Source organism: Kitasatospora sp. NPDC001261, from assembly GCF_042896795.1.
GTDB lineage: Bacteria > Actinomycetota > Actinomycetes > Streptomycetales > Streptomycetaceae > Kitasatospora.
In genome coordinates, this window is record NZ_JBIAXP010000031.1 from 103,362 (window position 1) to 121,683 (window position 18,322).

An 18,322-nucleotide genomic window follows, 5' to 3' on the forward strand; every position below is an offset into this window, starting at 1 on the left:
GTCAATATCGAGTCAATTCGGCGTCAATCGGCAATCGTTCGACCCCGATCCCACCGCCTGACGAGGTATCGGAGCGGCCCGACCGGCACCGCCGGGAACGTCGGGATCGAGCCGCCCGGCCGGATCGCGTCCGGTGATGTGTGGGGCCTGTGCGCACGGTGTTACGGAAGGGGCGCCGTCCGGTGCAGGAGCAGCAGCGCCACGTCGTCCGGCCGGGACCGCCGCTCGGTCACGTTCAGGGTGAGCAGATCGGCCAGCCGCTCCAGCGCCGGCGCCGGGCCGATCCGGCCCGGACCGGTCTGCCGCGCCCACAGTTCGAGCCCGCCGAGCATCCGCTGCACCGACTCGTCGTAGTCCTCCTCGCGGTCCTCGACCAGCCCGTCGGTGTACGCCAGCAGCGTCTCGCCGACCGCCAGCCGCTCCACCGCCAGCGGGTACGGCCGCTCCGGGGCCACCCCCAGCGGCGGCCCGCCCGGCAGCTCCAGCTCGACGGCCGCGGCGTCGGCGGTGATCCGCACCGGCGCCGGGTGCCCGGCCCGGGCCGCGGTCAGCACGCCGTCGGCCGGGTCCAGGGTCAGGTAGAGGCAGGTCGCGAACAGCTCGGTGTCCAGCTCGGCCAGCAGCCGGCTGGTGCGGGTCAGGGTGGCGGCCGGGTCGTGCCCGTCCGTCGCGTACGCCCGCAGCCCGCTGCGCAGTTGGCCCATCACCGCGGTGGCCTCCGCGTTGTGGCCCTGGACGTCGCCGATCACCAGCCCGATCCGGCCGTCCGGCAGCCGCAGCAGGTCGTACCAGTCGCCGCCGATCTGCATCCCCTCGGTGCTCGGCAGGTAGCGGGCGGCGCTGGCGATCCCGGCCAGCCGCGGCAGGGTGCGCGGGAGCATCGCCCGCTGCAGCTCGGAGGCCCGGTGGTGGTGGGTGTCGTACAGCCGGGCCCGCTCCAGGGACTGCGCCAGGATGCCGGCGAAGGCCGAGTACAGGGTGCGGTCCTCCCGGCTGAACACCCGCTCGGCGGCGAAGGTGATCAGGCACGAGCCGACCTGCTGCCCGGAGGCGACCAGCGGCAGCACCGCCCAGGCGGCCGGGGTGAGCGGGTCGCGTCGGGTGCGGGCGGCGGCGGGCTCGCTGAACAGCGGGGCGGAGCGGGCCAGCGAACGCTGCATCACGGACTCGGACAGGTCCGCCAGACGGGTGAGCTCGGTGCGGCGCGGGCCCCCGTACACGGTGTGCGAGACGGGCAGCAGCCGGCCCTCGTCCACCAGGTCCAGGACGATGCCGGCGGCGCCGAGCGCCGGGCGGGCGACGTCGGTGACGGCGGTGGTGACGTCCCGGACGGTCACCGCCCGGGACAGCGCCCGGGTGAGCGTCAGCAGCAGCGCCGTCCGGGCGGCGGCGGGGGAGTTCCGCCCCTCGGCCGGCGGCGGCTCCCGGTGCCCGGCCTCGGCCAGCAGCCCGGCGATCCGCACCGGCCGCCCGTGCACGTCCAGCATCACCTCGCCGGACTCCTCGACCCGGGCGACCTTGCCGCCGGGCCGCAGCACCCGGTAGCCGATCCGGTAGCGGCCGCCGGCGGCCAGCGCCTCGGCGAGCGCCGCCTGCACGTCCGGCAGGTCCTCCGGGTGGACCAGCCGGTCCAGCTCGGGGGCGGCGCCGTCCGGGGCGGGCGGGCGGCCCGCCAGCCGGAACGCCTCGGCGTCCCAGTAGCTCTCCCCGGTGACCAGGTCCCGCTCGAAGGCCCCGTGCCCGGCGGCCCGCACGGCCAGCGACAGCAGCGGGTGGGCCAGCCCGGCGGGGCGGCCGTCCGCCGCCCGCGGGTCCTCGGGTAACCGGACGCCGTACGGTGCCCGGGTGCCGTACGGGAGGTGGGCGTCGGCGTGGTCCAGCAGATGGGCCAGCCGGTGGGCGCAGGCCTCGGCGAGGGTCTCCAGGACGTCCAGGTCGCGGCGCGGCACGGTGCCCCGGTGGGCCAGCGCCAGGGCCAGCACACCGATCGGCCGCTCGTCCACGACCATCGGCAGGGTGATCACGGCGACCATCCCGGTGCCCATGCCGGTGTTCCGGTTCGGGTAGTCGACGCTGGTGTGCTCGGGGCTGAGCAGGTACGGGCGGCGCAGCCGCAGGGCCATCGCGGCGGGCAGCTCACCGGCCGGGTCGACCACGCTGTAGCGCTCGTGCGCCCAGTCCGGCAGCCCGTGCGAGGCGGTCAGCCGGAGCATCCCGGCGGAGTCCAGCAGGTACAGCGCGGACCCCTCGCCGGTGATCCAGCTCGGGCCCTCGGCCAGGACGGTGCCGAGCAGCTCGGCCGCGCTGGTGCAGCCCAGCAGCAGCCGCACGCAGCGCATCGCACTGCGCGCGGTCGGACTGCCGGCGGGCTCCAGGGGCACTGGTCCTTGATACCCCATTTCCCCCACCGGCGAAGGCCGACCGAACCGCCGCACCAGCACCACCGCCACCGCGAGAAGTCGGCCGGGCCGACTTCCTGCGCAGTGCCGCACTCGCCGCTCCGGCCGCTTACGCGGGCCAGGCGCGGAGACCGGTGGTGAGGGTGGCGATGAGGCGGTCCTGGGTGGTGGCGAGGTCCTCGGTGAGCTGGAAGGCGCCGGCCGTGGTGAGGGAGGCGAAACCGTGGGCGACGGAGCGCACGGTGCGGGCGGCGTGGACCGCCTCGGAGCCGTCGAGCCCGTACTCCCGCAGCACGGCGATGATCACGCCGACGAGTCGGGCGGCCGCGCGGGCCAGGTCGTCGTCGGGCTGCGGGGCCTGGGGGAGGGCGTTGTAGCGGTGCGGGTGCTCGGTGGCGTACGCGTGGTAGGCGCGCAGCACGGCGGCGACGGCGTCGTCCCCGCTGCGTCCGACGGCCGCCTCGGCCAGCCGGTCGGCGAGGTCCCCGGTGACCCGGACGGCGATCAGCCGCCGCAGTTCGGCGAGGCCGCCGCTGACGTGCTTGTACAGCGAGGGGGTGGCGACCCCGGCCCGGGCGGCGACGGAGGCCAGGGTGAGGGCCTCGGCGCCCTGCTCGTCGATGAGGGCGAGGGCGTGGTCGACGACCTGGTCGGGGGTCAGTCCTACGCGGGGCATGGGTTCGGGCTCTCCGTACGGATCAGGTCGGGCAGGGGCGGGCAGCGGACGGGCGGGGCTCAGCCGAGCTCGGCGAGGAACGGCAGCAGGGCGTCCGCGGTGGCCGCCGGGTTGTCGGCCATCGGGTAGTGCCCGGACCCCTCGATCATCGCCTTCCGCGCGCCGAGCGCGGCGGCCTGCCGGTCGGCGACCAGCTCCGGCTTCGGGAAGTCGGGGTCCTTGCTGCCCATGACGACCAGGGCCGGGCACCGCACCGCGGCCGTCCAGCCGACCGGCGCCGAGTCGCCGTGGACGTACCCGCGGGTGGCGGTCTTCCGGCCCGGGGTGCGCAGCGCGGCGACCAGCCCGTCCACGTACGCGTCGAAGTCGGCGGGCCTGGCGCCGGGGAAGGCCATCCGGCGCAGGTAGAAGCCCCAGGCGGCCGGCCAGTGGACGAGGGCGGCGCCCATCAGGCCCATGGCGCCGCGCATCAGGGCGCCCTGCGGCGGGTTCTCGACGAAGGCGTTGAGCAGGACGATCCCGGCGACCCGCTCGGGGGCGTCCCCGGCGGCCTTGACGACGGTCGCTCCGGTGTACGAGTTCCCGGCGAGGACGGCGCGTTCGATGCCGAGGTGGTCGAGCAGGGCGAGGACGTCGCCGGCGAGGGCGGCCGGGCCGTAGTCGTCCCAGGTGATCGAGGATTCGCCGAAGCCCCGCAGGTCCATGGTGACGACCCGGTGGCCGGCGGCGACGAGCAGCGGGCGCAGGTGCCGGTACGCGGCCCGGCTGTCGAGCATGCCGGGGAGCAGGACGACCGGGGTGCCGTCGCCCTGCCGGGTGTCGTCGTAGGCGATCCGGCCGCCGGGGACGGTGAGGTACTGGGTGCTCGGGGTGATGGTGCCGTTCATGGGGTCCTCCTCGGGCCGCCGGTGCGGGGCATCGGCGTTGCTGCCGATAGCCATAAAGCTAAGGCTAATAGCCTTAGCCGTCAAGCGGTCGGGCGTCGGAGGCGTCGGAGAAGAGGGGGAAGGGAGCGGTCAGACCCCTTCGACCTTGAACGGGTCGTGCTCGCTGAGCAGCTTCTCCAGCCGGGCCTGGTCCACCCGGGTGACCATGTCGTTGGACTCCTGCCGGTCCCGGATCACCTTCGCCAGCGTGAACGCGGAGCTGACCGTGAAGAGGAGCCCGAGCCCGAGGAAGGCCCGGGTCCACCCGCCGACCGGCAGGTAGATGATCCCCACGGCGAGGGCGGTGCCCGACAGGGCGAAGGACAGGACGGCCTGGAGGTAGTAGGCGGCCGTGGTGCGGGTCTGCATCGGTGCGCTCATGGCGTCAGGATGCTGCGGCCCGGCCGGGCCGCACATGAGTAGGCGTACTCAGATGGGGCCGTGCATGAGGGACCGTTCGTTGACGTCCGATCACCTGCCGCGGGGCTGCTCCGAACGGATGGCTTGGAATCAGAGCCTCCTAGGATTAACGTTTGATAACGCAGCGCGGTTGTCAACGCCGTACCCAGACGGCACCGTGCGCCGTCGCCTAATCCCACCGACCGGCCTCCGGGCAGGTCAGGGAGCCGGGGAACCACGTTCCTTGGGGTGAATCGGCGGGGCTTCGGCCCGGCCGTAGGAGACCTTCCTGCTCCGAACCCGTCAGCTAACCCGGTAGGCGCGAAGGAAGGAAAGGAGCGCGCCTCCGTGGCGTCGACGCACACCCCGGCACACCCGGCCGGCTTCGCAGCCGGTACCCAGCTCCTCGACCACCCCGGCCCGGACGGCCCCGAGGCCTTCGGCCCGGAGGACTTCGCCGCGGAGGCCGAGACCAACCGCCACCGGATGCCGCGTCAGACCCGCGGAACCTCCCCGCTGCTCGGCGTCACCGCCGTCGCCGCCACCCTGGGTGCCACCGGCTTCACCTCGGCGACCCCGGCCGCCGCCCCCGCCATCGAGGCCCCGGACGAGACGGCGGTCGCCCTCTCCGCCGACCCCGGCCTCGCGCTCGCCGCCCGCATCCAGAACCAGGCCGACAGCCAGCGCACCGCCGCCGAGGAGACCGCCCGGCTCCAGGCCGCCCAGGAGGCGGAGGCCAAGGCCGCCGCCAAGGAGGCCGAGGCCAAGCGCGCCGCCGAGGAGGCCGAGCGGGCCAAGGCCGCCGCCCTCACCCTCCCGGTGACGGACTACCGGCTCTCCGCCCACTACGGCCAGAGCGCCCGCTACTGGGCCAACCTGCACACCGGCCTGGACTTCGCCGCCGACACCGGCACCCCGGTCCACGCGCTCGGCCAGGGCACCATCACCTCGGCCGGCTGGGCCGGCTCGTACGGCTACCGGATCGTCGAGACCCTGCCCGACGGCACCGAGATCTGGTACTGCCACCTCTCCGCGATCACCAAGGGCTCCGGCAAGGTCGCCGCCGGCCAGCAGATCGGCAAGGTCGGCGCGACCGGCAACGTCACCGGCCCGCACCTGCACATGGAGGTCCGCCCCGGCGGCGGCGCCCCGGTCGACCCGGAGCCCTGGCTCCAGCAGCGCGGCCTCAACCCCTGACGCACCCGCCCTGAGGCACCCGCCCGGGCGGACCCAGCGCGAAGCCCCCGGCCCGGAGCACCAGCACCGGACCGGGGGCTTCCGCGCGGCGTCTCACTCCTCGGCGGGCAGCTGCGCCAGGTACGCCTCGATCTCCTCCTGGCCCGGCTCCGGCGCCAGCTCCGGGAACTCCGTCACCAGCAGCCGCGGCAGCCCCGGCACCGTCCACCCGCCGAACAGGTCGAGCGCCGCCTCGACCGCCGCCTCCTCGAACCGCCCGAAGTCCCCGGCCAGTTCCTCCGGCATCGGCCGCCCCAGCGCGGTCAGCTCCGCCAGGTTGCGGTAGCTGCGCCGCATCAGGCCCTGCTCCAGCAGCCGCCGCGCGCCGTCCGTGGCCATGCCGACCGACAGCACCCGGCCCGGGCCCCAGCCCTGCTCGTCCGGCTCGTCCAGCCAGCCGGCCGGTGCCAGCGCCTCGTACGCGGCCAGCCGCTCCTCCTCCGGGAGCTCCCCGAAGCCGGCCAGCCAGTCCCGCACCGCCGCCGGGTCCGTGACGTCCACCCCGTACGCGTGCAGCAGCAGCGCGTACAGCCGGGGCCAGGTCACCAGGTCGGCGCGGCGCAGCAGCCCGGCCGCGACCTCGCCCTGCCACTCGGCCTCCGCGTGCAGCCGCTCCTGGCGCTTGGCGTTCAGCCGCCGGGCCGCCCGCTGGTGGTCGACCAGCAGCCGGACGGCGTCGCCGTAGGCGAACGGGTCCTCCTCGGGCGCGGGTTGGACGTACAGGTGGAGCCGCTCGTACAGCAGGTGCTCCACCGCGTCGGAGGTCAGTTCGGGCCAGCCGTCGTGCATCCTGCCGTCGCCCAGCTCCAGCAGCGCCAGCACCGCGCGCAGCGGCCCCTCGGCCACCGGCGCGCGGCCCTGCTCGGCCGCCCAGGCGAGCAGGTCGGCGGCCTTGGTGCGCGGGGCGAGCCGCAGGTCTTCGTCGTTCATAGTCCGAACGGTAGCCGCCGGGCGGGGATAGGGTCGGCAGCCATGGTCCCCGTACGACTCACCGGTCCGCGCCTGGCCGTCCGCGAGTACCACCACACCGAGGAGGAGGTGGACGCGCTGCACGCGCTGTTCGGCGACCCCGAGGTCACCCGCCACCTGCCCTTCGGGCCGAGCGGCCGGGAGGACTGCGCCGACCAGATCGAGCTCTACCTGGAGGAGGCGATGGCCGAGGAGCGGGACACCTACCGGCTCGCCGTCACCAGGCTCGCCGACGCCGAGGAGCCCGGGGACGCGACGCCGATCGGGCAGGCCGCGCTCACCCTCGACGGGCACGGCGCCGCCGACCTCGGGTGCGTGCTGGCCCGCGGGTCCTGGGGCCGGGGCTACGCGGGCGAGACCGTCGGCCTGCTCGGCGACTTCGCCTTCGGCACCCTGGGCCTGCACCGGCTGACCGCCCGGACCGCCGCGGCCAACCCGGCCCCCGGCCGGGTGCTCACCCGGCTGGGCTTCCGGCCGGAGGGGCGGCCTCGGTCCGACGGGTCCGACACGTACCTCTTCACGCTGCTCGCCGAGGAGTGGCCGGGCCCGGCCGCCCGGGTGGAGGGGGGTTAACCCCACCCCGGATCCGCCAGGCCTCCGGATCACGGCCGGGCGGCGCGTCCACCAGACTGGACGCAGTCAGCGGGACGAACGAGCGACAGACGACAGCACGAGGGGCCGGGGGCCGGGAACATGAGCAGCAGCCGCAGCGTGGAGGACCGGGAGTGGGACGTTCTGGGCGGTCGCGGTGACGACCCGCGCCCCGTCCGGGCCCGGCGGACCGAGCGGCGTCCGGCCCTGTGGCGGGCCCCGTTCTCGGCGTACTACTACCGCGAGGTCGGCTACGCGCTCACCGGCCTGCCGGTGGCGATCCTCGGCTTCGCCGTCGCGGTCACGATGTTCTGCTTCGGCCTCGCCACCTTCGTCACCGCGCTCGGCCTGCCCGTGCTGGGCGCCCTGACCGCCACGGCCCGCGGCTTCGGCCGGCTGGAGCGGGCCCGGGTGCGCGGAATGCTGGCCCTGGACGTCCCCGGCCCGGAGCCGGTGCGCCGGGTCCGCCAGGGCAGCTGGGGCGCGGTCACCGCGCGGCTGGCGGACGGGGCCGGCTGGAAGGCCGTGCTGTACCAGGTGCTGATGCTCCCCTGGGCGGTGTTCAGCTTCGCGGTGACGCTGGTGTTCCTGCTGCTCGGCTGGGCGGCGGCGCTCTACCCGCTGTACCACTGGGTCTTCCCGACCTACACCTCCTGGCACGGGTACCGGGTGTTCGACTTCTACGACAGCCACGACATCCGGCACGTGTACGACATCGAGGCGCCCTGGCAGATCGCCGGGCTCTCGCTCCTCGGGGTGCTGCTGGTCCTCCTCACCACCCAGCTGGTCCGCGGCCTGACCAACGTCAACCGGGCCGCCGCCCAGGGCCTGCTCGGCCGCTGACCGCCCGGCTCCACCCAGGCCCGACGGCCCCGCCCGCGTCCCGGACCCCTCCCGGATGCGGGCGGGGCCGCTCCGTGTTCGGATGGCCGGGTGGCCGCCGGCCCTCACCCCGCCCTCCCGGACGTGCTGGTCACCTCCCGTCCGCTGGACGAGTACTGCGCCCTGTTCGGCCTCACCCGGGCCCGGCTCGCCGCCCTGCCCGGGCCGCTGCTGGACTGCCCCGGGGGCGCGGCCGGCCTGGCCGCCGAGGCGCGCGAGCTGGGCTGCCGGGTGGTCGCCGTCGACCCGGCGTACGCGCTGCCGCCGCCGGTGGTCGCCTCTCTCGCCCTGGCCGCCCGGGCGGCGATGGCCGCCTCGATGGCCGCCCGCCCGTGGCTCCACCCCTCGCCCCGCCCGTACCGGCCCGAGCGGTACCTGCGCAGCTGGGACCGGGCCCGCCGGCTGTTCGCCGCCGACTCGGCCGCCCACCCGCAGCGGTACGTGGCCGCCGCGCTGCCCCGGCTGCCCTTCGCGGACGGCGCCTTCGCCCTCACCCTGAGCGGCTACCTGATCTTCGCCTACCCCGAAGTCTTCGGCCCGGAGCGCCAGTTGGCGGCGCTGACCGAGCTGGTCCGGGTCACCTCCCCGGACGGCGAGGTCCGGGTCCAGCCGCTGAACGACGGGCACGGCCGCCGCTGCGGCCACCTCGACCCGCTGCGGTACGCGCTCGGCGAGCGCCGGATAGCCAGCGAGATCCTCCGCTGTCCGGGGCCGGTGGACGGCCGCACCGTGCGGGTCCTGGTGCTGCGGGCGGCCGACCGGCGCCGCCGGGCGGCCGGGCAGCCGGTCATGTAATAGTCACTACTCCGGTTTGCCCCTATACTCGCCGCCATGATCGAGACGACTATCCGGCGCGCAGAGGCGACCGACGCCGACCGGCTCACCGACCTGATCCAGGCCTCCTCCGCCTACCACGGCGAGTACGCGCCGATGATCGACGGCTACCGGGTGACGCCCGACTACATCGCCGGCCACGAGGTGTTCCTCGCCCTCGACCCGGCCACCGACCAACTGCTCGGCTTCTACGGGCTGATCCGCGAACCGGCCGAACTGGACCTGATGTTCGTCGCCGACGAGGCCCAGGGGCGCGGCACCGGCCGCGAGCTGATCGCGCACATGCTGGAGCAGGCCCGCACGGCCGGCATCGCCAGCGTGCTGGTGGTCTCCCACCCGGACGCCGAGCGCTTCTACCTGCGGGTGGGCGCCGAACGCGTCGGCACCTTCCCCGCGCACGGCAGGATCACCTGGGACCGCCCCGAACTGCGCTTCACCGTCCGGTAGTTCCCCCGGTCAGGAGGTCCCCGCGGCCGACGGCCCGCCCGGCCCGCCCGGCTGGGCCGGCTGGGCCGGTACCGCCGCGACGGGCTGCGGCACGGCGTGCGGTCCGGCCTGCGGGGCGGGCCGGGCCGGCTGCTCCGGCACGAGGGCCGTCCCCTGGAGCCGGGACAGGATCTTCTCCGCCAGCCAGCTGCGGTCCGACCCGTACGGGATGCCCCGCGGGTCCACCAGCTGCGTCGCCACCGCGTCCCGCAGCCGCTGCGCCCCGGCGGCGGGCAGCCAGGAGAGCAGCCCCCGGGCGGCCAGCAGGGCGTGGTACTGCTCGAAGTCCGAGCGCGGGTGCTCGATCGCGTCCAGCACGCTCGGCAGGTCCGCCAGTGCCGGGTCGCCCTGCATCAGGGCGAGCGCCTGGATCCGCCGGCCCTCGGAGCCGTCCGCGAAGAGGGCCCGCACCTGGTCGGCGGTCAGCGCCGAGCGCCGCGCGGTCGAGCGGACCTCCGCCACCACGCCCTCCGGCCCGGCCGGCGCACCGGAGGCGGGCGGCAGCTGCCCGGCCAGGGCGGCCTGGCGCTCCGCGCTGCCGCCCAGCAGCCCGAGCTGCTGCATCGCGCGGACCCGCAGGTCGTCCGCGCCCACCTTGTCGCCGTGCCGGTCGCGGTCCTGCCCGGCGAGGAAGAGGTCCAGCGCCTGGTCGGTCTCGGTCAGCACCTGCGGCAGCGCCAGTCTGGTCACCAGCCAGCCGGCCAGGAAGCCGAAGACCAGGAAGTACAGCACGAGCGCCGCCGCGAACGGCACGGCCTCCGGGCCGCCGCCGAGGGCGGGCGCCAGCGCCGTACCGAGGTCGTGCAGCCGCTCGCCGAGCGAGCCGAGCTGGGTCAGCCCGACGCCCAGCAGCACCTTGGTCAGCCAGTCCGAGACCTGCTCCAGATTGGTGTTCGGCGCGTACGAGCCCTGCGGCTCACCGGTGCCGCCACCGCGGACCCGGGGCACCCCGAACAGGAAGCCCAGCCCGCCGCCCAGCACCACCGAGGCCCCGACCACGACCAGTCCGCCGCCGAGCGCCTGCCAGGCGTGCTCCCGGCCGAGCGCGAACAGCAGCAGCCCGAGCAGCCCCGTCCCGGCCAGCACCCCGGTGGCGCACCACCGCGCCGTCCGCAGGGCCGCCCCGCCGTCCCGCCGCCGCGCCTTCGCCATCGCCTACCCCCTGTGCCCGCGCCGCTCCGCTCCGGAACCCGCGCAGACTCTAGCGCCGCGGCCCCTCCCCGGACACGCGACGACCCTCCCCGGACACGCCACGGGGAGCCTCCGGCGCAGTGCCGGAAGCTCCCCGAGAACGCAGACGACCCGCGGGCTGCTCCTCTACGCCGGCCCGTGCACTGGCCAGGCGCCGAGGCACCGGGGATGTACCGGTGAGCCCGCGGGCCGGGTGACTGCTGTGGATTTCGCCTGCCGGAGGCCTGGGGCCTCACCCTGCGCAGGCAGGGGCGGCTCTAGCGAGCAGCCACCTCACGCATCCTGACGGTACTCAACTCAGGATCACCTCCCTTCAGTGTGCTGCCAGCCTAGGCAGCGCTCCGGCCGGAGGCAACGGATTATTTCGCGGTCCCCGCGTCCGCCGCTCAGGCGGTCTTGAGCTGGTCCTTGAACTTGGTGAAGTCGATCGTGCTGTCGGCCGACGGGACCTGGACGGTCAGCGGCTTGTCGAACTCGCTGAAGTCGATCTTGCCGTTGCCGTCCTTGGCGCCGGCGTGCTCGATCCGCACCGGGTAGGGCTTGCCCTCGGTCGCGATCTGGAGGGTCGTGACCTCGCCCTTGGAGTCGGTGCTCTTCAGGCTGAAGGTCTTCACGCCGTTGACGTCGCCGGCGGAGCCCTTCTCGACCTTGTCGCCGCTGCTCTTGCTGTCGGTGATCTTCTTGCTGAAGTCGGCCAGGTTGCAGACCTTGGTGAGCGAGCCCATCGACGGGTCGCTCTCGAAGCCGGTCAGGTAGCGGCCCTTGAACAGCTCGGCGGCCTTGGCGCCGTTCGGGCCGCCCACGGCGGTCCAGAAGGCGGTGTCCGGCTTGACGTACGAGGTCTTGCCGTCGCTGATGATCTCGAACTTGCCCATGCCCGGCATCGCCATGGTGCCGGTGCACTGGCTCTTGTTGTCCATCGTCAGGTTCAGCTCCATCGCACCGTCACCGGTGTCGACGGTGCCCGCCATCTTGAGGGAGGTCGCGGAGGCCAGGGCCTCCTTGGCCTGCTTCTCGATGTCCTGGGCGCTGAGCTTGCCGGTGTCGAGCTTCTGCGCGGAGCCCGCCTTCCCGTCGCTCGTGGCACTGCCGCACGCGGCGGTGCCGGCGGCCAGGACGAGGCATATCGCGGCGGTGCTGACCAGGCGCTTCGACAGCATGTGGTGATTCCTGTCCGGGGTGGCCCGTGCGGCCCCCCAATTGGATGAATTTTTCCTCAGTATGGTTCAGGTCCCTGACAGGTGATCGTCGGACGGGCCGCTGTTACAGCTTCGTGGCAGGACCGTGCCGCGCCCGTACCCGGACATGCGAAAGGCCCGGAGGAAGAATCCTCCGGGCCTTTCCGCTACTGAGTAGCGGGGACAGGATTTGAACCTGCGACCTCTGGGTTATGAGCCCAGCGAGCTACCGAGCTGCTCCACCCCGCGTCGGTAAACACAACAATACGTGGAAGTCGCCGAGATGGGAAATCGGTTCCCCGAGCACCTCTTGAAGGCACCGCTCGAGCTCCTCCGCAGGCACCTGTTCAGGGCACCCGGGCGGCCCGCCGCCGGGCGGGCGCCGCGTGCCGGCCCGTGCGGCACCTCGCCCAGGCCGCGAAGCAGACCAGCGCGGCGAAGCAGGGCACCATCAGCGCCCCGTACACCACCAGGAAGCCGTCCGTGCCGAGGTCGGCGGCGGCGTTCCAGGTGCCGTGCAGCGCCATCGCCAGCAGCAGCCCGGCCGGGACCGCCAGCCGGGCCAGCCAGCGCCGCGCGGTGGTGAGGGCGAGGGCCAGGCCGATCCCGGTGAGCGCGGTGAACAGCGGGTGGGCGAAGGGGGAGAGCAGGGCGCGCAGCACGAAGGTCTGCACGGTGCTGTCGAAGTCGCGCAGGCTGGGCGGGTCGCCGAGGCCGATGCTGTCCAGCCGCTGGCGCTGGTCGCTGGTGAAGGCCCGGCCCAGGTAGAGGGCGTTCTCGGTGAACGCGAAGCCGCAGGCGGTCATCCCGCCGAGCACCACCCCGGCGGCCAGGGTGCGCGGCCGGGAGCGGCGGTGCGGCGCACCGGAGGGCGGGGCCGGGCGCAGGTAGGGCAGCGGCCGCAGGTACGGGCGCAGCCGCGGCCGGCCGCGGGCGTGCGGCCCGACCGGGTGGCGCGGGTACGGGCGGGGGCTCCGGGGCGCGGGCGACCGGCGCAGCAGCGGCGCGCAGGGGCGCCCGGTGCGGCGGCCGTGGCAGCGCAGCCGCTGGCCGAGCGGGAGCAGGAGCACCAGCAGGGCGGTGGCCTTGGCGGTCTCCTCGATCACCGGGGTGGCGATCCCGGCGCCGAGCAGCTCCCCGAACGGGCCCCGGTACCGGGACAGGTAGTTCGCCGTCCAGTTGTTGGCCAGGATGGCGACGGTGGTGGCCGCGCAGGCGCCCCAGCCGAGGCAGAACACGGTGTGCCGCAGCGGCACCCGGGCGGTGAGGTTGAGCCAGGCCAGGCCGCCGAGCACGAACGGCAGCGGCACCATCGCCAGGCCCAGGCCGACCAGCAGCCCGACGGTGCCGGTCTGCCGCTGGACGAGGTGCAGGATCAGCACCCCACAGCCGATCAGGGTCAGCACGGCGGTCGCGGTGACCGAGGAGAGCGCCACCGAGCGGCTGCGGCCCGGCGGGGCTCCGGGGGTGGCGGGGGTTCCGGGGGCGGCGGGCGTCCGGGGCGCGGCGGGGGCGACGGCCGGGGGCCGGGCCGCTACCGGGACGGCGGCGGTGCCAGGAGCGGGCAGCGGGCGGTGGGCCCGGTGCCTCCGGGGCCCCGGGATGGTCCGGGTGTCGCCGGTGCGCGGGACCGTCTCCGGTGCGCCGGCGGCGGCGACCGTCGTCCGACCGTTCGCCCGGAACCCGCCGCCGGACGGGCTGCCCATGCGGCACAGGGTAGGCCACGGCGGCGGCCCGCCGGGAGGACTCGGGACGAACCGTCCGTCCCGGTCCCGCCCGTACGGCCGCCGCGCGGTGGCCCGTTCGAACCGGGCCGGTGGGTCAGCGGCGGCGGAACAGCAGGTCGTGGACGACGTGGCCCTTGGCGATCCCGGCCCGTTCGAACTTGGTGACCGGCCGCCAGTCCGGCCGCGGGGCGTAGCCGGGGACGCTGCCGTCCGGGTGGTCCGTGGGCTCCAGCCAGCCGGTCCCGTCGCCCTCGGGGTGCAGGTTCTCCAGCTCCGGCGAGGCGGACAGCACGGCCAGCATCTGCTCCGCGTACGGCTCCCAGTCGGTGGCGCAGTGCACCAGGGCGCCGGGGGCGAGCCGGGGCAGCACCAGGTCGAGGAAGGAGGGCTGGACCAGCCGGCGCTTGTGGTGCTTCGGCTTGGGCCACGGGTCGGCGAAGTAGACCCGCAGACCGGCCAGCGAGGCGTCCTGGAGCATGTCGCGCAGCAGGATCACCGCGTCCCCGGCGGCCGTCCGGACGTTGCGGGAGCCGTCGCGCTCCAGCAAGCCGAGCAGGTTGCCGTGGCCGGGGGTGTGCACGTCGGCGGCGAGGATGCCGGTGGCCGGGTCGGCGGCGGCCATCGCGGCGGTGGTCTCGCCCATGCCGAAGCCGATCTCCAGGGTCACCGGCAGGCCGCCGAACAGCTCCGGCAGGTCCAGCGGGGTGCCGTCGATGGGGATGCCGTACGTCTCCCAGCTCCGGTCCAGGGCGCTCGCCTGGGCGTTGGTCATCCGGCCCCGGCGCGGCTGGAAGCTGCGGATGCGACGCTCGCGGTGCTGGGCCTCGGTGGCCTTGTGCGGGTACATCGGCGCGGGGTAGGCGGCCGGCGCGGCGGACAGCCGGGCGGACGGCGAGGGCTGGGGGATCGGGGCGGTGGCAGTCACAATCAACCGAGTCTACGGGGCTGCCGGGGCGCGCCGGCCGGGCCTGTGACCGGGCTCATCCGGGCCCGTCCGCCCGCCCTCCGTCCGGTGCGCCGACCCGCCCCCGAAGCCTCCGCCGCCCCGCTACTCCTCCCAGGGCCAGCGGGCGTTCGCCCCGGCCTCCAGGAGGGGGACCAGCCGGAAGGCCGCGTCGCTCAGGCCGCCGAAGGTGTGCCGGTGGGCGCCGCCGCTGGGACCGTGGCCCGGGGCGTAGCCGGCCAGGTTCCAGGTGTAGACGGGCACGTGGGCCGGGACGGCGGCGAGCGGGTCACCGCCCCGGTGGCCCGGGCCGGTCTGCTCGTCGGTGACGATCACCACCCGGTCGTGGCCCCGGTAGCGGGCCCGGACCGCGTCGGCGGTGTTGGTGCCGCCGAGGCTGGAGAACCGTTCCAGTACCCGCAGCACCGCCTCGCCCCGGCCGACCTCGACGACCCGGCTGGTGGTGCCGAACTCGACCAGGTCCGCCTCGGCGGCCCGGAGCTTCAGCGTGGTGCCGAAGATCGCCGCGGAGTCCGCCCGGTTGAGCTCGGTCGGCCCGCCGGAACGGTCGAACATCGAACCGGAGCGGTCCACCAGGATCAGCGTCCGGCCGGGCAGTTCCGGCACGTTGGCCAGCGAGTGGCCGAGCGCGGTCTCCAGCGCGTGCCCCCAGCGCAGCGAGGGGACGTTGCGGTACGCGGCCAGGTAGCGGAACGGGAACTGGCGCGAGCGCCGCACCTCGTCCTGGTCGGAGATCCGCCGGGCGACCTCGGCCGCGACGGCGTCCGGGACCCCGGCCCGGTCGAAGTTGCGCAGGTTCCGCACCAGCGCCATCGGACCCATGGACGGGATGACCGCCTCCCAGACCGCCGCGTCCAGCGGGCCCTGCAGCCAGCCCGCCAGGGCCTCCCAGGTCAGCCCGGCGGCGGCCAGCCGTTCCGCGCCGCCCTCGGCGGTCACCGCCGCCCGGCGCTCCTCGACGGGCAGCGCGAGCAGTTCGCGGTTGGCGGTCAGCACCCGGTCACCGGCCGGCGGGACGGCCTCCTCCGGCCGGTGCCGGCGGTCCAGCGCGTGGGCGAACAGCGCGCCCTGCCAGTGCTTCCGCGGGTCCGGCGAGGGGTGGGTCAGCTCGATCACGTCGCCGAAGCGGTAGCCCTTGCCGGCGGTGTCGTACTTGAGCAGCGAGCGGGCGTCGTAGAGGTGCCGGACGGCGTCCGCGACACCGCGCTTGAGCGGCTTGGGCAGCGCCCGGCCGTAGCGCGAGGTCCAGTAGGCGAGCAGCTCGCCGGGCTCGTCGGCGCGCCGCAGCACCGCCGCGACGGCCTGCCGGGAGTGGCCGTGGGCGCCCGCGTCCAGCCGGGCGCGGGTGAACTCGGCGGCGCCGACCAGGGCGGCGGTGCGCAGCTGGGCGCCGTGGCGCAGCCAGCGCAGCAGTCCGAGGGTCCACTCCGGCTCGGCGACGGCGAGTTCGCGCACCAGCGCGGTGTAGCGGTCGTCGCGCTCGCCGCCGCGCTCGTGGAAGGTGTCCTGGCCGACCATGTTGGCCACCGCGAGCAGGAAGAGCTCGGACTTGCGGTCCCGGACGAAGCCGGGGCCGCCGTTGTGGTTGACGGTGCGCGCGCCGGTGGTGGTCACCGGCGAACTCGGACCGGACTTGGCCCCGCGGACGTTGAACCTGGACATGCGGCAGCCCCCCTCGGCGTGCTGGTGTCGGTGGGAGGGAGGCGTGCTGCGGCAGCGGTGCCCGGGTCCCGTCACGGCTGACGGGACCCGGGCACCACGAGGAGCCGCCTCCCGAGATCAAAGGTGGCGGCGGTGTTTCGCGGGCTCGAACCGCAGCGCCCAGGGGGCGCCTCACCAAGAAGTAACCGCTGCCGTCGCACCGGGAGGTGCGGACGAACTGTTCACGTGTGGGTGTCCAGAGATCGAGGACGGCTGAGGTGACATAGCTGCTCTACCGACTGAGCTACACCGGCCCGAAGCCGGTGACGGGACTCGAACCCGCGACACGCCCATTAAGAGTGGAAGTAACCTCTGCCTGCGCACCTGGACGGGAGAAACCCTAGCCAGGCCCCTCCCACCGGCGCACCTCAATTACCGCCGGGCCCTCTCGCCGCTCCGGTCGCTGTTCCGGTCGCCGTTCCGATGACCAGCCGGAGTCGTCGCTCCGGCGCTCACGCCGGGGCGACGATCACCGCGCGCGCCCGCTCGGTCAACTCCCGTACCCGGCGTTCACCCTGGAAGGGCTCCAGCCGCCGGAGCATCTCCACCACGTACTCCCGGCTGCGCTGCGAGGAGATCCGGCCGGCCACCTCGACGGCGCGTTCGCCGGCGGCGACCGCGGCGTCCAGGTTGCCCGCCTCCGCCTCGGCCATCGCCGAGACCACCAGCCGCAGGCCGTGCGAGCGGACGAAGCCCTCGGTGGGCGTGGCCAGCGCCTCGCGGGTGAACTGCCGGACCTTGGAGGGCACTCCGAGGTCGCGGAAGCACTCGGCGGCGTCGGCGGCGAGCCGGTCGTAGGCGTAGAAGTCGATCCACGCCGGATCGGGATCCCCGGCGCGCGCCCGTTCGAGCGCGCTCTCCGCGGCGCCGAGCGCCGTCGCGCACGCCGCCGCGTTGCGGGCCTTGGCCTGGGCCCGGGCCTCCACCAGGTGGAAGAAGCTCATGGTGCGGGCGGTGGCCAGGCCCCGGTTGCGCTCCAGCGCGGCCTGGGCGAGGTCGACCGCCTCCTCGGCGAAGCCCCGGTAGCCGGCCTGGAGGCTCATCGAGGCCAGCACGTAGCCGCCGAGCGGCACGTCGGCGGCGGCCCGGGCCAGCCGCAGCGCCTGGATGTAGTAGCGCTGGGCGGCCTCGTGCTGACCGGTGTCGAAGGCCATCCAGCCGGCCAGCCTGGTCAGTTCGGCCGTCGCGCCGAACAGCGCCCGGCCGACCGCGTCGCTGTACGAGGCGAGCAGCAGCGGTGCCGCCTCCACCCGCAGGCACTCCGGCACCATCGACGAACGCCAGTCCCCGCCACCGTACTTGGAGTCCCAGCGGCGGGCCTCCTGGGCGGCCTCGCGGAGCTTGGCGGCGTCCGAGTGGCCGACCCGGTAGGAGGAGGTGTCGGTGGGGGAGCGCGGCACCTCGCGGGCCACCGAGCCGTCCGCCGGGGTGATCAGCCAGCGGGACACCGGGGTCGCGTAGGCGGCCACCGAGAAGGTGCCGGCCAGGCTGTCGCTCCAGCGGCCGCCGCCGGGGCCCCGGCGCAGGTCGAGGTCGACCCGCCACAGGTCGGTCGCGGAGCGGACCGCGTCGGCGACCTCGCGCGGGAAGGCCAGGCCGAGTTCGGGCGCCGGGTCGGTGTCGCCCAGGCCGATCTCCTCCAGCGGGACGGGCCGGCCGAGCTTGCCGCCGATGGCGGTGGCGATCAGGTGCGGGACGGGCCCCTGCGGCACCATGCCCTTGCTGACCCAGCGGGCCACCGAGGTCTTGTCGTACCGCAGGGTCAACCCGCGCTGGGCGCCGAGGTCGTTGACCCGGCGGGCCAGTCCGGCGTTGCTGATCTGGGCGAGGGTCAGGAGCGTGCCGAGCCGTTCGTTCGGTCCACGTGGGCTGACGGTCATGGTGGCGGCGGCACCTCCTGCGGCCTTGTGCGCGGGGCCCGGGCGGCACCGGGCCGTAGCTGCTGTACCTAGCGTAGTCGGACGCGTTCCGACGGTTAAGAGGTCGCATTCCGGATGGCGGGATCGCGCACTCGGCGGTGCCGCACCGGAGTTGGTCCGGACCACTCGGATCCGGCCGACCGCGCGGCGCTCCGGAGCGTCGTGCTCCGGTCCCGTGTACACGTGCGCCCGGCCGTGCCCCCTGGCCCGACCGGCAGGTCGGCGATTCGCTGGTGGTCGTGGG

The 18,322-nt window shown here is 75.0% G+C and carries 16 protein-coding genes, 2 tRNA genes and 1 riboswitch; of the genes, 5 read left to right on the plus strand and 13 right to left on the minus strand.

What is annotated here, in order from left to right:
* Nucleotides 1-161 precede the first annotated feature (161 nt).
* From ACFY4B_RS34055 to ACFY4B_RS34070, 4 genes are all read right to left on the minus strand, one after another.
* Nucleotides 162-2,381 carry a SpoIIE family protein phosphatase gene (locus tag ACFY4B_RS34055; protein ID WP_074002077.1) on the minus strand — a complete coding sequence of 740 codons (2,220 nt, stop codon included), beginning with the start codon at nt 2,379-2,381 and terminating at the stop codon, nt 162-164.
* 127 nt (nt 2,382-2,508) lie between these two features.
* The gene (locus tag ACFY4B_RS34060) at nt 2,509-3,075 is read right to left on the minus strand and encodes a TetR/AcrR family transcriptional regulator (RefSeq protein ID WP_074002078.1); all 567 of its coding nucleotides are present in this window, start codon (nt 3,073-3,075) and stop codon (nt 2,509-2,511) included.
* Nucleotides 3,076-3,134: 59 nt separating this feature from the next.
* The gene (locus ACFY4B_RS34065) at nt 3,135-4,016 is read right to left on the minus strand and encodes an alpha/beta fold hydrolase (RefSeq protein WP_198959332.1); all 882 of its coding nucleotides are present in this window, start codon (nt 4,014-4,016) and stop codon (nt 3,135-3,137) included.
* Nucleotides 4,017-4,091: 75 nt separating this feature from the next.
* On the minus strand, nt 4,092-4,382 hold the full coding sequence (locus tag ACFY4B_RS34070; RefSeq protein ID WP_074002080.1) for a YiaA/YiaB family inner membrane protein: 291 nt from the start codon (nt 4,380-4,382) through the stop codon (nt 4,092-4,094).
* Between the two features lie 195 nt (nt 4,383-4,577).
* Nucleotides 4,578-4,736, plus strand: a riboswitch (cyclic di-AMP (ydaO/yuaA leader).
* A gap of 12 nt (nt 4,737-4,748) precedes the next feature.
* On the opposite strand from ACFY4B_RS34070, the gene ACFY4B_RS34075 reads away from it, so the two are divergent.
* A complete protein-coding gene (locus ACFY4B_RS34075; protein WP_053112130.1) occupies nt 4,749-5,597 on the plus strand; it encodes a M23 family metallopeptidase in 849 nt (282 codons plus the stop codon).
* Nucleotides 5,598-5,690: 93 nt separating this feature from the next.
* On the opposite strand, the gene ACFY4B_RS34080 is transcribed toward ACFY4B_RS34075, so the two are convergent.
* The gene (locus tag ACFY4B_RS34080; protein WP_387974382.1) at nt 5,691-6,566 is read right to left on the minus strand and encodes a hypothetical protein; all 876 of its coding nucleotides are present in this window, start codon (nt 6,564-6,566) and stop codon (nt 5,691-5,693) included.
* 42 nt (nt 6,567-6,608) lie between these two features.
* On the opposite strand from ACFY4B_RS34080, the gene ACFY4B_RS34085 reads away from it, so the two are divergent.
* From ACFY4B_RS34085 to ACFY4B_RS34100, 4 genes are all read left to right on the plus strand, one after another.
* Complete coding sequence (locus ACFY4B_RS34085; protein WP_387974385.1) at nt 6,609-7,178, plus strand: GNAT family N-acetyltransferase; 570 nt, start codon at nt 6,609-6,611, stop codon at nt 7,176-7,178.
* Nucleotides 7,179-7,298: 120 nt separating this feature from the next.
* Nucleotides 7,299-8,039, plus strand: a complete 741-nt coding sequence (locus ACFY4B_RS34090) for a sensor domain-containing protein (protein ID WP_053112132.1) — start codon at nt 7,299-7,301, stop codon at nt 8,037-8,039.
* Nucleotides 8,040-8,129: 90 nt separating this feature from the next.
* Nucleotides 8,130-8,873 carry a hypothetical protein gene (locus tag ACFY4B_RS34095; protein WP_387974388.1) on the plus strand — a complete coding sequence of 248 codons (744 nt, stop codon included), beginning with the start codon at nt 8,130-8,132 and terminating at the stop codon, nt 8,871-8,873.
* A 36-nt stretch (nt 8,874-8,909) separates the two neighbouring features.
* On the plus strand, nt 8,910-9,359 hold the full coding sequence (locus tag ACFY4B_RS34100; RefSeq protein ID WP_387974390.1) for a GNAT family N-acetyltransferase: 450 nt from the start codon (nt 8,910-8,912) through the stop codon (nt 9,357-9,359).
* A gap of 9 nt (nt 9,360-9,368) precedes the next feature.
* Here ACFY4B_RS34100 and ACFY4B_RS34105 read toward each other — a convergent pair whose 3' ends face one another.
* The 8 genes from ACFY4B_RS34105 to ACFY4B_RS34140 all read right to left on the minus strand — a co-directional run bounded on the left by ACFY4B_RS34105 (nt 9,369) and on the right by ACFY4B_RS34140 (nt 18,039).
* Complete coding sequence (locus ACFY4B_RS34105; protein ID WP_387974393.1) at nt 9,369-10,550, minus strand: hypothetical protein; 1,182 nt, start codon at nt 10,548-10,550, stop codon at nt 9,369-9,371.
* Nucleotides 10,551-10,975: 425 nt separating this feature from the next.
* A complete protein-coding gene (locus tag ACFY4B_RS34110; RefSeq protein ID WP_380739942.1) occupies nt 10,976-11,749 on the minus strand; it encodes a hypothetical protein in 774 nt (257 codons plus the stop codon).
* A 193-nt stretch (nt 11,750-11,942) separates the two neighbouring features.
* Nucleotides 11,943-12,016: transfer RNA gene (locus ACFY4B_RS34115), tRNA-Met, on the minus strand.
* Nucleotides 12,017-12,114: 98 nt separating this feature from the next.
* Nucleotides 12,115-13,473: a PrsW family intramembrane metalloprotease gene (locus tag ACFY4B_RS34120; RefSeq protein WP_387974396.1), complete on the minus strand. Its 1,359-nt coding sequence runs from the start codon at nt 13,471-13,473 to the stop codon at nt 12,115-12,117.
* Between the two features lie 115 nt (nt 13,474-13,588).
* Nucleotides 13,589-14,419 carry a tRNA (guanosine(46)-N7)-methyltransferase TrmB gene (trmB, locus tag ACFY4B_RS34125; RefSeq protein WP_387974398.1) on the minus strand — a complete coding sequence of 277 codons (831 nt, stop codon included), beginning with the start codon at nt 14,417-14,419 and terminating at the stop codon, nt 13,589-13,591.
* Between the two features lie 123 nt (nt 14,420-14,542).
* Nucleotides 14,543-16,120: a TROVE domain-containing protein gene (locus ACFY4B_RS34130; RefSeq protein WP_387974401.1), complete on the minus strand. Its 1,578-nt coding sequence runs from the start codon at nt 16,118-16,120 to the stop codon at nt 14,543-14,545.
* A 297-nt stretch (nt 16,121-16,417) separates the two neighbouring features.
* A tRNA-OTHER gene (locus ACFY4B_RS34135) sits at nt 16,418-16,522 on the minus strand.
* Nucleotides 16,523-16,611: 89 nt separating this feature from the next.
* A complete protein-coding gene (locus ACFY4B_RS34140; protein WP_049658584.1) occupies nt 16,612-18,039 on the minus strand; it encodes a hypothetical protein in 1,428 nt (475 codons plus the stop codon).
* Nucleotides 18,040-18,322: the final 283 nt, after the last annotated feature.